10 protein-coding genes and 1 other annotated feature (1 of these 11 running past the window's edge) are annotated in these 13,785 nt (G+C 44.3%); all 10 genes read left to right on the forward strand.

Annotation, left to right across the window (positions count from 1 at the left end; genetic code table 11):
• Nucleotides 1-97 (forward strand) — a sequence feature (ribosomal protein L10 leader region) (it extends 42 nt beyond the left edge of the window).
• Nucleotides 98-145: 48 nt separating this feature from the next.
• The 10 genes from rplJ to rpsJ all read left to right on the forward strand — a co-directional run bounded on the left by rplJ (nt 146) and on the right by rpsJ (nt 13,725).
• Entirely contained in the window at nt 146-676 is a 531-nt protein-coding gene (gene rplJ / locus ABFY19_RS00985; RefSeq protein WP_418791410.1) for a 50S ribosomal protein L10, read from the forward strand.
• 93 nt (nt 677-769) lie between these two features.
• On the forward strand, nt 770-1,150 hold the full coding sequence (rplL, locus tag ABFY19_RS00990) for a 50S ribosomal protein L7/L12 (protein WP_418791411.1): 381 nt from the start codon (nt 770-772) through the stop codon (nt 1,148-1,150).
• A gap of 424 nt (nt 1,151-1,574) precedes the next feature.
• The gene (gene rpoB / locus ABFY19_RS00995; RefSeq protein ID WP_418791412.1) at nt 1,575-4,922 is read left to right on the forward strand and encodes a DNA-directed RNA polymerase subunit beta; all 3,348 of its coding nucleotides are present in this window, start codon (nt 1,575-1,577) and stop codon (nt 4,920-4,922) included.
• A 59-nt stretch (nt 4,923-4,981) separates the two neighbouring features.
• Nucleotides 4,982-8,452 (forward strand): DNA-directed RNA polymerase subunit beta', encoded by a 3,471-nt coding sequence (gene rpoC / locus ABFY19_RS01000; protein WP_418791413.1) that lies wholly within the window; start codon nt 4,982-4,984, stop codon nt 8,450-8,452.
• A gap of 48 nt (nt 8,453-8,500) precedes the next feature.
• Nucleotides 8,501-8,752 carry a ribosomal L7Ae/L30e/S12e/Gadd45 family protein gene (locus ABFY19_RS01005; RefSeq protein ID WP_418791414.1) on the forward strand — a complete coding sequence of 84 codons (252 nt, stop codon included), beginning with the start codon at nt 8,501-8,503 and terminating at the stop codon, nt 8,750-8,752.
• A gap of 100 nt (nt 8,753-8,852) precedes the next feature.
• Nucleotides 8,853-9,227, forward strand: coding sequence for a 30S ribosomal protein S12 (rpsL, locus tag ABFY19_RS01010; RefSeq protein WP_418791415.1), 375 nt, complete (start codon nt 8,853-8,855; stop codon nt 9,225-9,227).
• Nucleotides 9,228-9,295: 68 nt separating this feature from the next.
• A complete protein-coding gene (gene rpsG / locus ABFY19_RS01015; RefSeq protein ID WP_418791416.1) occupies nt 9,296-9,769 on the forward strand; it encodes a 30S ribosomal protein S7 in 474 nt (157 codons plus the stop codon).
• Nucleotides 9,770-9,821: 52 nt separating this feature from the next.
• Nucleotides 9,822-11,897, forward strand: a complete 2,076-nt coding sequence (gene fusA / locus ABFY19_RS01020) for an elongation factor G (RefSeq protein ID WP_418791417.1) — start codon at nt 9,822-9,824, stop codon at nt 11,895-11,897.
• Nucleotides 11,898-11,979: 82 nt separating this feature from the next.
• Entirely contained in the window at nt 11,980-13,182 is a 1,203-nt protein-coding gene (tuf, locus tag ABFY19_RS01025) for an elongation factor Tu (RefSeq protein ID WP_418791405.1), read from the forward strand.
• Between the two features lie 234 nt (nt 13,183-13,416).
• A complete protein-coding gene (gene rpsJ, locus ABFY19_RS01030; RefSeq protein ID WP_231684341.1) occupies nt 13,417-13,725 on the forward strand; it encodes a 30S ribosomal protein S10 in 309 nt (102 codons plus the stop codon).
• Nucleotides 13,726-13,785 lie beyond the last annotated feature (60 nt).

Here is a 13,785-nt window from a genome sequence, read left to right on the forward strand (position 1 = left end):
GCTTAATGTTTGCCAACCGAGGCTGGGGTTCTGAATTAAACTTATTGTTTGAATTTCAGGCTGCGGTTATCTGCCGCAGTCTTTAATTATTTCAAAAAGTTTCCCAGGACAGGCTAACAAGGTTATTGTCAAGGAGGTGGAATTATTGTTAAATCTTGATGCAAAAAAGCAGGTGGTTGAAGAAATCAAAGATAGACTCCAGAGGACGCAAGGGGCTGTTATTACAGACTATAGGGGACTAAATGTCGCTGAAGTTACCGAACTGAGGACAAAACTCAGAGAGGCTGGTATAGAATATAAAGTACTGAAAAACACTCTTATCCAGATTGCTGCTAACGATATTGGTCTGGAAGGTCTGGAGCCCGTCTTGGAAGGGCCGACGGCTATAGCCTTTAGTTTTGAAGACCCGGTTTCTCCCGCAAAAATTATTTCTGAATTTAGTAAACAGCATAAAGCTTTGGAAATTAAGGCCGGTATCCTTGAAAACAGGGTTCTTGATGCAAACAGTGTCAAGGCATTGGCTGACCTTCCGTCTAGGGAAGTACTCCTGGCAAAGCTGCTTGGGTCTATGCAATCCCCAATGTATGGATTTGCAGGTGCTTTACAAGGATTGCTGCGAAATCTTGTTTATGTGCTTGATGCAGTCAGGGAGCAGAAGGCATCTGCTGAAGCATAACATGAGTTGATAAATCCGCTCTTTCAATTATTTAGCTGTCTGTAATTGACTGCTAACAATAAAATTCAACAGATTTTTAAGGAGGAATTATAAATGTCTAAAGTTAATGAAATTTTGGAAGCTGTTAAAGGTTTAACCGTACTGGAACTTGCTGAATTAGTTAAAGCTTTTGAGGACGAATTCGGTGTTACCGCTGCTGCTCCGGTAGCTGCAATAGCTGCTCCGGTTGCCGGTGCTTCTGGAGCCGTCGCTGAAGAAGAGCAGAGCGAATTCGATGTAATCCTGAAGAGTGCAGGGGAAAAGAAAATAAATGTTATCAAAGTTGTTCGCGAAATAACAGGACTTGGCCTAAAAGAAGCAAAAGCTCTTGTTGATGAGGCTCCGAAGCCTGTCAAGGAAAAAATTGGCAAGGAAGAAGCTGAGTCCATCAAAGCAAAACTTGAGGAAGCCGGTGCCAGTATAGAACTTAAGTAATCTGTTAAGCTGATTATTTGTTCTAAATCACATTAGAAATTGTTTTTCAGGATTTTAGCGCCGCTTATCTCCTGCTTTTAGAAGCCGGAGCACAAGCGGCGTTTAACTGTCAGATTATAAACTAAAAGTCTAAAAGCCAAATAAGTGGGTAGAAGTTGTTGACACAAATACCTTATTATGCTATCATTAAATAATGCAATTATACTAGAAATCCGGAAACACCGGTATTTCTAAGGGATTTCATGTATACTTATATCATTTGCAGGGAATAGTAAATAGATGCCGGATGTATTTCTAAGATTTAAGAATGTAAATAAACAAAGGTATAAAGCGAGGTTTAATATTAAGCCTTGCTTTTAAGTGTTTATCTTTAAGAAATTGTTCTCAAGTACTAGTTACTTTTTGTTAAGGGGTGAAGGTCTTAATGGTTTATCCGATCAAGGTGGGGAAAAGGGAGAGATGGAGCTTCGCTAACATTCAGGAAGTATTGGAAATGCCCAACCTTATTGAGATCCAGCAAAATTCATATGACTGGTTTCTCAATGAAGGACTTCGAGAAATGTTTTATGATATTTCCCCCATTCAGGATTTTACAGGCAACTTAATCCTTGAATTTGTAGACTATACCCTTGGGGAGCCCAAGTACAGTGTGGAGGACTGTAAAGAGCGGGACGTTACATATGCTGCGCCTTTAAGGGTGAAGGTCCGCCTAATTAACAAGGATACCGGGGAAGTCAAGGAACAGGAAGTATTTATGGGGGATTTCCCGCTGATGACAGAAAAGGGTACGTTTATTATTAATGGTGCTGAAAGGGTTATTGTCAGTCAGTTGGTGCGTTCTCCCGGTGTTTATTATGCAGAGCAGAGAGATACTTCCGGAAAAAGGCTCTATAATGCCACCATAATTCCTAATAGGGGTGCCTGGTTGGAGTTCGAGACAGATGTTAATGACAATATATTTGTACGTATTGATAGAACCCGAAAACTTCCGGCAACAGTTTTGATTAGGGCATTGGGTCATGGATCTAATGCAAAGGTACTCGAACTTTTTAAAGATGATGAGAGAATAAGGGCTACTTTGGAGAGGGATAATACAGATTCCGAAGAAGAGGCTCTTGTTGAGATATATAAAAGGCTCAGACCTGGAGAACCGCCTACGGTGGAAAGTGCCAGGTCGCTGCTGGAAACACTGTTTTTTGATCCAAAGAGATATGACTTAGCCAGTGTGGGACGATACAAACTAAACAAGAAATTGAAGGTTCAAGTTGCTCCTGAAGTACGTAACTTAACCAAAGACGATATTATTGCCGCAGTTAGGTACCTGCTTGATCTTATCGATGGGGAAGGCCGGGGTGATGATATCGATCACCTGGGAAACCGCAGGCTTAGGTCAGTGGGAGAACTGCTGCAGAACCAGTTCCGTATTGGGTTATCGAGAATGGAAAGAGTCGTTCGTGAGCGGATGACTATTCAAGACGTTGATGTAATTACACCTCAGGTTTTGATTAATATCAGGCCTGTTGTTGCAGCCATAAAGGAATTTTTTGGCAGCAGCCAGCTATCGCAGTTTATGGACCAGACAAACCCGCTTGCCGAGCTGACTCACAAGCGCCGCCTCAGCGCACTGGGCCCAGGAGGTTTAAGTCGGGAGAGGGCAGGGTTTGAGGTCCGTGACGTACATCACTCTCATTATGGCCGGATGTGTCCTATAGAGACTCCTGAGGGTCCTAACATTGGCCTAATAGGGTCACTGAGTACTTTTGCACGGATCAATGAATATGGCTTTATAGAAACTCCTTACAGGAAAGTAGATAAGGAAAAGGGCCAGGTTACCGCTCATATAGAGTACCTCACTGCTGATGAGGAGGATAACTATGTTATTGCTCAGGCTAATGCCCTGCTTGATGATGAAAAGAGATTTGTTAAAAGCAAGGTAAATGTGAGGCATGGACACGAAATCATGGTTGTCCCCAGCGACAAAGTTGACTATATGGATGTATCACCCAAACAGGTTGTCAGTATCGCTACAGCTCTTATTCCATTCTTGGAAAATGATGATGCCAACCGGGCTTTGATGGGGTCCAACATGCAGAGGCAGGCTGTTCCACTGCTGCGCACCGAAGCACCTCTTGTAGGTACCGGTATGGAACACAAGGCGGCAACTGATTCCGGAGTTGTGGTGGTAGCTAAGAATCCAGGTATTATACATAAAGTAACTGCTGATGAGATTGTTATAAAAACTGATGGCGGCAACACCGATAAATATACTTTAATGAAATTTACCAGGTCTAACCAGGGAACTTGCATGAACCAGAAGCCAATTGTGCAGTCACAGGCAAGGGTAGAAGCAGGTGAAGTAATTGCTGACGGCCCTTCTACCGAGATGGGTGAACTTGCTTTGGGACGTAATGTATTGGTGGCATTCATGCCTTGGGAGGGCTATAACTACGAAGATGCCATTCTTATTAGTGAAAAATTAGTCAAAGAAGATTATTTTACTTCAATTCATATTGAAGAATATGAATGTGATGCCAGGGATACCAAGCTTGGTCCTGAAGAGATTACCAGGGATATACCAAATGTCGGGGAAGATGTACTTAAAGACCTTGATGAACGAGGAATTATAAGAGTCGGGGCAGAAGTGAGGCCGGCTGATATTCTTGTGGGCAAGGTTACTCCTAAGGGCGAAACTGAACTCACAGCAGAGGAACGGCTTCTTAGGGCAATTTTTGGCGAAAAGGCAAGAGAAGTACGGGATACTTCCTTGAGGGTTCCCCATGGTGAAGCAGGTAAAATAGTTGATGTCAAAGTATTTTCTAGAGAAAATGGTGATGAACTGGCCCCTGGTGTTAACCAGCTTGTAAGGGTTTACATAGCACAGAAGAGAAAAATCTCTGAAGGAGATAAGATGGCAGGACGTCACGGTAACAAGGGTGTTATTGCCAGGATTATGCCTGAAGAGGATATGCCTTTTATGCCAGATGGAACTCCAATAGAAATTGTGCTTAATCCTCTGGGTGTTCCTTCCAGGATGAACCTGGGGCAGGTACTGGAAACACATTTGGGATGGGCTGCTAAGGCAATGGGAGTTCACATGGCTACTCCGGTATTTGACGGTGCTTCTGAAGATGATGTGCTGGAAACATTGCAAAAGGCTGGGCTGCCTCCTGCTGGGAAATCACTTTTGTTTGACGGGCGTACGGGACAGGCTTTTGACAACCAGATAACAGTTGGTTACGTATATATGCTCAAACTGGCTCACTTAGTTGATGATAAGATACATGCTAGATCGACAGGGCCGTATTCATTGGTTACACAGCAGCCTCTTGGCGGTAAAGCACAGTTTGGCGGTCAGCGCTTTGGGGAAATGGAAGTCTGGGCTTTGGAAGCATATGGTGCTGCCTATACGCTCCAGGAGATATTAACTGTCAAATCAGATGATGTCGTAGGCCGTGTCAAAACATATGAAGCGATAGTAAAGGGTGAAAATGTACCCGAGCCGGGAGTACCGGAATCGTTCAAGGTTCTTATCAAAGAATTGCAGAGTCTGGGGCTTGATGTCAAGGTTCTTTCAGAGCAGGATGAGGAAATAGAAATTAAGGAAGCGGAAGATGATGTGAGTGAAGCTGCCAAGGAGTTGGGGATTGACATCCAGGGTGAGCAGGAAAGTGAGGACAGCTATGATTCACCGAGTGATGAAACAGAAGAAGACTCTGAGGAATTTGATGAAGAGTTTCTTGACGAAAACTTTGAATTTGATGATGAGGATTAGATCAAATCCAATGTTTTACGGTCGGCTTAAAATAAAAACGGTGAAGGGAGAGTGGCCCTTTGTTGGATGTAAATAATTTTGACCGGATGCGCATTGGTTTGGCTTCTCCGGAGCAGATTAGGGCATGGAGCAGTGGAGAGGTTAAGAAGCCTGAAACTATAAATTACCGGACATTAAAGCCGGAACGCGACGGTTTATTTTGTGAACGTATTTTTGGACCTACCCGGGATTGGGAGTGTCATTGCGGTAAATACAAGAGGGTAAGGTATAAAGGTATTGTCTGTGACAGGTGTGGTGTTGAAGTAACAAGATCCAAAGTTAGACGGGAACGGCTGGGTCATATTGAACTGGCAGCCCCGGTATCCCATATCTGGTACTTTAAAGGCATACCGAGCCGGATGGGACTTTTGCTTGACATGTCCCCGAGATCCCTGGAAAAAGTACTCTACTTTGTTTCATATATTGTAATCGATCCAGGGGAAACTCCTTTAATGAAAAAACAACTGCTTACTGAAACAGAATACCGTGATTATAAGGAAAAATACGGTAACCTGTTTAAGGCAGGCATGGGAGCAGATGCAATCAAGTTTCTCCTTGAAGAAATTGAGATGAATAAGCAGGCTAAAGAACTGCGCCAGGAGCTTAAAGAGGTCAGCGGGCAGCGAAAAATCAGGGCAATCCGCAGGCTGGAAGTTGTTGAAGCATTCAGGAAGTCAGGTAACCGTCCGGAGTGGATGGTGATGGATGTTATCCCGGTTATTCCTCCGGAATTACGGCCTATGGTCCAATTAGACGGAGGACGGTTTGCTACCTCGGACTTGAATGACCTTTATAGAAGGGTAATTAACCGTAATAACAGGTTAAAAAGACTATTAGATCTGGGAGCCCCTGACATTATTGTCAGGAATGAAAAAAGGATGCTTCAGGAAGCTGTGGATGCTTTGATTGACAATGGCAGGCGCGGGCGTCCGGTAACCGGGCCCGGCAACCGGCCGCTAAAATCCCTTAGTGATATGCTCAAAGGGAAACAGGGGCGGTTCCGTCAGAACCTATTGGGCAAGAGGGTTGATTATTCAGGGCGTTCAGTTATTGTTGTCGGACCGGAATTGCTGCTTCACCAGTGTGGTTTACCTAAAGAAATGGCTTTAGAGCTTTTCAAGCCTTTTGTGATGAAAAAACTTGTAAACGATGGTTTTGCCCATAATATTAAAAGCGCTAAAAGAATGGTTGAACGTGTTCGCCCGGAAGTATGGGATGTCCTTGAAGAAGTTATTAAAGAGCACCCGGTTCTCCTAAACCGTGCACCTACCCTTCACAGGCTGGGAATTCAGGCTTTTGAACCGGTACTGGTTGAAGGCAGGGCCATTCAGATTCATCCGATGGTATGTACTGCATATAATGCAGATTTTGATGGGGACCAGATGGCTGTTCATGTGCCTCTTTCTGCTGAGGCCCAGTCTGAAGCCCGGCTGTTAATGCTGTCGGCACACAATATTTTGAATCCTAAGGATGGGCGTCCGGTAGCAATTCCTACACAGGACATGGTACTGGGATGTTATTACCTGACTATTGAGAGACAGGGTGCATTAGGAGAAGGGCGGGTATTTAAGGATTCTGAAGAAGCTGTAATGGCTTATCTTACGGGCAGTGTATCACTGCATGCCAGGGTAAAAGTACGGCGTAAAGACGGTTCCCTTCTGGAAACAACAACGGGAAGGACCATTTTCAATGAGGTTATTCCTAAAGAAATTGGTTATATAAATGAAGTGGCCAGCAAAAAAGTTCTTGGCAATATAGTTGCCAGGGTTTATAGGGACCTTGGATATGCCCAGACGGCATCACTGCTTGATGGGTTGAAGAGACTGGGCTATTCATATGCAACACGTGCCGGAATTACCATTGGCATTGAAGATATTACTATTCCTGATGAGAAAAAAAATATTTTAGCTGAATCCGAAAAAGTTGTAGAAACTGTTGAACTACAGTACAGAAGGGGCTTAATAACCGAAGATGAGCGTTATAATAAGGTAATTGGAATTTGGAATGAGGCCACCGAAAATGTTACCGCGGCGCTCCTTCGCACTTTGGATAAATTCAATCCGGTTTATATGATGGCTAATTCAGGCGCTCGGGGTAATATCCAGCAAATCCGGCAGTTGGCCGGGATGAGGGGACTTATGGCAGATCCGTCAGGAAGAATTATTGACCTGCCTATTAAAGCCAATTTCCGTGAAGGACTTACAGTTCTGGAGTACTTTATATCAACACATGGGGCCAGAAAGGGTCTTGCCGATACCGCCTTAAGGACTGCTGACTCCGGATACCTTACCAGGCGTCTTGTAGATGTTGCCCAGGATGTGATAGTTCGTGAAGATGACTGTGGGACAACAAACGGCATTGAAGTTGAAGAGATAAAAGACGGTAATGAGTCTATAGAAAAGTTGGAAGACCGCATCATAGGAAGGGCTTCTGCTGAAAGAATCGTAGACCCTCAAACAAAAGAACTCATAATCGAGGCTGATCAGGAGATATCAGAAAGTAAAGCGATAAGGATAATCGAAGCCGGTATTACTAAAGTCAGAATTCGTTCAGTACTGACGTGCAAAACAAGGTATGGTGTCTGTAAGAAGTGTTACGGGCGTAATCTGGCTACTGGCAGACAGGTTGATATTGGTGAGGCTGTCGGTATTATTGCCGCCCAGTCTATTGGTGAACCTGGGACACAGCTTACGATGCGGACATTCCATACCGGTGGTGTTGCAGGAGATGATATTACTCAAGGTCTGCCGCGGGTTGAAGAACTGTTTGAGGCTAGGAAACCCAAGGGTCAGGCTGTTATTGCAGAGATCGATGGTCAGGTAAGGATTCAGGAAGTAAAGGGACGTAAGGAAATTGAAATTATCAACGACAGCGGTGAGAAACAAGCTTACCAGATACCATATGGAGCACGCCTTAAAGTAAAAGAAGCCAAGATTGTTGTAGCAGGAGACGAATTAACGGAAGGCTCGGTAAACCCGCACGACATGCTTAAAATTAAAGGACTTAAGGGAGTGCAGATGTATCTGGTTCATGAGGTGCAGCGTGTATACCGTCTGCAGGGTGTTGATATTAATGACAAGCATATAGAAGTAATGGTTCGTCAGATGCTGCGCAAGGTTAAAATTGAAGACCCTGGTGATACAGAACTCTTACCTGGAGGATTGATTGATATCTTTGATTTTGAGGAAGAGAATGTTGCTGCCATAGCTGCAGATGGTCAACCTGCAACAGCAAGGCCGGTACTACTTGGAATTACAAAGGCTTCATTGGCAACAGATTCATTCTTATCAGCGGCATCGTTTCAAGAAACGACCCGTGTTCTTACCGAAGCGGCAATTAAAGGCAAGTTAGATCCGCTGCTTGGTCTGAAGGAAAATGTTATTATCGGTAAACTGGTACCGGCCGGTACAGGTATGTCGAGATACAGAAATATTAAAATTATTCCCGAGGTCCAGGAACAGGAGCCAAAAAACCTTGACAGCAACATCTAAAGGTGGTATCATTTTTAAGTGTCTGGAATTCTGAGGGGAGGGGTTATAGTGCCCTTGAGCAGTTTATCAACAGCAAGCAAGAAGACTGTTGGCACTAAACAAACTCTTAAGGCCTTGGAAAAAGGGTTGGCCAAAACGGTTTTTGTAGCTTTGGATGCAGAACAGCATGTTATCAGGCCTTTGATTCAGATATGTCAGGCCAAAAATATTCAGGTTGTTCAAGTTGATTTTATGAAGGATCTGGGTAAAGCCTGCGGTATAGAAGTTGGCTGTGCTGCTGCGGCTGTTGTTGAATGTTAAATCGTGCCGGCTTTGGGGTAAGGATTGTCAGTTTTATGCCCCTTGCTTCGGTGAGGGGCTTATTCTATTTTTTGTATTATACAGGAAGGAGGTGCACTGGATGCCTACCATCAGTCAGTTAGTACGCAAAAGAAGAGAAGTTACAGAAAAGAAATCTACAGCGCCGGCTCTTAAAGAGTCTCCGCAAAAAAGGGGTGTTTGTACCCGGGTTTATACTACTACGCCTAAAAAGCCTAATTCCGCACTGCGCAAAGTAGCCAGGGTAAGATTAACCAACGGTATTGAGGTTACTTCATACATTCCGGGAATTGGTCATAACCTTCAGGAACACTCCGTTGTTTTGGTTAGGGGAGGAAGGGTAAAGGACCTTCCGGGCGTAAGATATCATATTGTGCGCGGCGCGCTGGATACTGCCGGAGTGCAGAACCGGAACCAGGGCCGGTCCAAATACGGAGCCAAGAGGCCTAAGAAGTAAATGTATCTAATTTATTGTTCTAATATACTTTTATATTTACAAAATATTGATTTAAGGGGGGAAAATTGATGCCTAGAAGAGGTTCTATTCCCAAGAGGGAGGTACTTCCTGACCCGATTTACAACAGCAAGGTTGTAACCAAGCTGATTAACCAGGTTATGCTGGATGGAAAAAAAGGAACCGCAGAACATATTTGCTATAATGCTTTTAAAATGATTGAAGAAAAAACAGGCAAAAATGCATTAGAGGTTTTTGAAGCTGCTATGAAAAATATCATGCCGATTCTTGAGGTCAAGGCTCGCAGGGTTGGTGGAGCTAATTATCAGGTACCTATTGAAGTTCGTTCAGACCGCAGGCAAACCTTAGGTCTGCGCTGGCTGGTTATGTATAGCCGTAAGCGTGGCGGAGAAAAAACGATGGAAGGGAAACTGGCCGGCGAAATAATGGATGCCGCGAACAGTACCGGTGCTTCCGTTAAGAAGAAAGAAGATACTCACAAGATGGCTGAAGCCAACAAGGCTTTTGCTCACTATAGATGGTAATTGTTATTTGTTCTGCTTTGTTTTCACCTCAAGGTAGAAAGGAGGATTAGAATTGGCCAGAGAATTTACTTTAGAAAATACTCGCAATATTGGTATAATGGCCCATATTGATGCCGGAAAAACAACAACAACTGAAAGAATATTATTTTATACAGGAAGAGTTCATAAAATCGGCGAAGTACATGACGGAGCTGCTACCATGGACTGGATGGTTCAGGAACAGGAACGTGGGATTACAATTACTTCGGCAGCGACAACATGCCAGTGGAAAGGCCATCGTATTAATATTATAGACACACCTGGGCACGTGGACTTTACGGTTGAGGTGGAAAGATCACTACGGGTTCTTGACGGGGCTGTTGCAGTTTTCTGCTCGGTTGGCGGTGTTGAACCCCAGTCAGAGACTGTTTGGAGGCAGGCAGATAAATACCGGGTTCCCCGGATAGCTTTTATAAATAAGATGGACCGTATAGGGGCTGATTTTTTTAAGGGGCTTAATATGATTAAGGAAAGGCTGGGGGCTAACCCCGTAGCCTTGCAAATCCCTATAGGTGCTGAGGATAATTACCGTGGGATTATTGACTTGGTTACTAATGAGGCCTTAGTTTATACAGACGACCTTGGTACTACCAGTGAAAAAACAGCTATTCCCGAAGAATTGGTAGATTTGACAGCCGAGTACAGGGAAAAGCTTGTGGAAGCACTTGCCGAAACAGACGAAGACCTTATGATGAAGTACTTAGAAGGTATAGAAATAACCGAAGATGAATTGAAAAAGGCGATTAGGAAGGCAACTATTGCTGTGAAAATGATTCCGGTACTATGTGGCTCTGCTTTTAAAAACAAAGGGGTTCAACCCCTTTTGGATGCAGTAGTAGATTATATGCCCGCTCCTGTTGATGTCGCTGCAATTAAGGGAATTCATCCTGATACAGATGAAGAGGATAAGAGGGAAGCAAGTGATAAGGAGCCTTTTTCCGCTCTTGCTTTCAAGATAATGGCTGACCCGTATGTAGGCAAATTAGCGTTCTTCAGAGTTTATTCAGGGGTACTTAAGTCGGGTTCATATGTGTTTAATTCATCAAAAGGCAAAAAAGAAAGAATCGGGCGGATTCTTCAGATGCATGCAAATCACAGGGAAGAACGCACTGAGGTATTTACGGGGGATATAGCTGCTGCGGTTGGCATTAAGGATGTCTCTACAGGAGATACCCTTTGTGATGAAAAGTCTCCTATTATTTTGGAACAGATGGAGTTTCCCGAACCGGTTATTGATGTTGCCATTGAACCTAAAACAAAGGCTGATCAGGAAAAAATGGGCATAGCACTGCAGAGACTTTCGGAGGAAGACCCTACTTTTAGGACTCATACAGACACTGAGACCGGACAAACAATTATTTCAGGAATGGGAGAACTTCACCTGGAGATAATTGTGGATAGGATGCTTAGGGAATTTAAAGTTGATGCCAATGTTGGCCGTCCTCAAGTTGCTTTTAAAGAGACCATCAAGAATGCGGTTAAGGCAGAGGGTAAGTTTGTTCGACAGTCAGGCGGACGTGGTCAATATGGGCACGTTTGGATTGAACTGGAGCCCCTTGAACCTGGGCAGGGATTTGAATTTGTCAACAAAATCGTTGGTGGTGTGGTGCCAAGAGAGTATATTGCTCCGGTAGAGACCGGGATAAAGGAAGCTATGGTAAACGGTATTGTTGCCGGTTATCCGGCAATAGATATTAGGGCCACCCTGTATGACGGTTCATATCACGATGTTGATTCTTCCGAAATGGCGTTTAAGATTGCCGGCTCCATGGCTTTTAAAAGTGGAGCTGCAAAGGCAAAGCCGGTTATTCTTGAGCCTGTTATGAGAGTTGAAGTGGTAGTACCTGAAGAATATATGGGTGACGTTATGGGTGACATCAACTCCCGTCGTGGCAAGATAGAAGGTATGGAGCCCAGGGGGAATTCACAGGTAATCAGAGGCTTTGTTCCACTATCCGAAATGTTTGGGTACGCTACGGACCTCAGGTCCAAGACGCAGGGCCGGGGGGTATATACCATGCAAATGTCTCATTATGAGGAAGTGCCCAAGAATATCGCAGAAGCCATTATAGCCAAAAGGCAGGGATAAAGTTGGCAGCGGGCCGGCAGCTTTAGTTACCGGCTGAATAAATAATTACTTTTTACAAGGATTTAAGGAGGAAAGATAAAAAATGGCAAAAGCAAAATTTGAACGTAACAAACCTCACGTTAACGTAGGGACTATTGGTCACGTTGACCATGGCAAGACAACCCTTACAGCGGCAATCACAATATGTATGTCAACAAAGGGCTGGAGTACAGTTAAAAAGTATGACGAGATTGATAATGCCCCTGAAGAGAGGGAAAGAGGAATTACCATTAATACCGCGCACGTTGAGTACGAGACAGAGAACCGGCACTATGCTCACGTAGACTGCCCGGGACACGCTGACTATGTAAAGAACATGATTACCGGAGCGGCGCAGATGGATGGTGCTATTCTGGTAGTATCTGCGGCAGACGGTCCGATGCCCCAGACCAGGGAGCATATCCTGTTGGCCCGTCAGGTAGGGGTTCCTTACATCATAGTTTATTTGAATAAAGCAGACCAGGTAGATGACGAAGAACTAATGGAACTGGTAGAAATGGAAGTACGTGAACTGCTGACAGAATACGAGTTTCCGGGGGATGATATTCCGATTATATCCGGTTCGGCATTAAAAGCCCTGGAATGCGGCTGCGGCAATGCTGACTGTGAATGGTGCGGTTCAATCTGGAAGCTGATGGCAGCGGTAGATTCATATATCCCGACTCCGGAACGTGATATTGACAAACCGTTCCTGATGCCGGTAGAAGATGTATTTTCTATCACCGGTCGTGGAACAGTTGCCACGGGCCGTGTAGAGAGGGGCACCGTAAAAGTTGGTGATGAAATAGAGATAGTCGGGATGACAGATCAACGCAAGAAGACAGTAGTAACCGGAGTAGAGATGTTCCGTAAGCTGCTGGATCATGCACAGGCCGGAGACAATGTTGGCTGCCTGCTGCGTGGTGTGGATCGTAAGGAAATCGAGCGCGGCCAGGTACTGGCAAAGCCGGGGAGCATAAACCCCCATACCAAGTTCGAGGCCGAGGTTTATGTTCTGACCAAGGAAGAAGGCGGCCGCCATACCCCGTTTTTCCAGGGATATCGCCCGCAGTTTTACTTCAGGACCACAGATGTTACCGGAATTGTTACCCTGCCTGAGGGTGTTGAGATGGTAATGCCAGGTGACAACATCAAGATTGACATAGACCTAATTACCCCGATTGCTGTTGAGGAAGGCCTCCGTTTTGCTATCCGCGAGGGTGGCCGGACCGTAGGCGCCGGTGTGGTAAGCGCAATTTCAAAGTAATTTTGAGTAAACCTATTTAGTGTGCGATTCCGGGATAATACCGGAATCGCTCACTGGATTTTGTGTTTAAGGGATTGTCTTTTAATAATATTTATTTAAAAAAAATAAAAAAAGAACCCGATAATATGAAGTATGCCATTATAAACATTGCGATGATGTGAGAGGTTGCTAATTATAAATTAGGTATTTTTCACTGAGAATGTCCGCATAATCGGGCGAAAAGGAGGTACAAATATGGCAAAACAGAAAATTAGAATCAGGCTCAAGGCCTTTGATCACAAAATTCTTGATCAGTCTGCGGAGAAAATCGTTGATACCGCAAAGAGGACCGGTGCAGATATTGCCGGACCAGTTCCGCTTCCTACAGAAAAAAGTATTTATACAATTTTAAGGTCTCCTCATGTCAACAAAGATTCCAGAGAACAGTTTGAAATGAGGACCCACAAACGGTTAATTGATATTTTGGAACCCACACCCAAAACGGTAGATGCTCTAATGAGACTTGATTTACCAGCAGGTGTTGATATAGAGATTAAACTGTAAAAAAATATGCCTTATATTAGAGGGGTGTCGGATGTCAATATAAATGTGGTTTATTACTCA

Source organism: Phosphitispora sp. TUW77 (assembly GCF_048453025.1).
Lineage (GTDB): Bacteria > Bacillota > Thermincolia > Thermincolales > UBA2595 > Phosphitispora.

Bases quoted from the DNA above. Each gene is read 5' to 3' on its own strand.
- rplL (WP_418791411.1), top strand. From the start codon at position 770: ATGTCTAAAGTTAATGAAATTTTGGAAGCTGTTAAAGGTTTAACCGTA.
- rpoB (WP_418791412.1), top strand. From the start codon at position 1,575: ATGGTTTATCCGATCAAGGTGGGGAAAAGGGAGAGATGGAGCTTCGCT.
- rpsL (WP_418791415.1), top strand. From the start codon at position 8,853: ATGCCTACCATCAGTCAGTTAGTACGCAAAAGAAGAGAAGTTACAGAA.
- rpsG (WP_418791416.1), top strand. From the start codon at position 9,296: ATGCCTAGAAGAGGTTCTATTCCCAAGAGGGAGGTACTTCCTGACCCG.
- tuf (WP_418791405.1), top strand. From the start codon at position 11,980: ATGGCAAAAGCAAAATTTGAACGTAACAAACCTCACGTTAACGTAGGG.
- rpsJ (WP_231684341.1), top strand. From the start codon at position 13,417: ATGGCAAAACAGAAAATTAGAATCAGGCTCAAGGCCTTTGATCACAAA.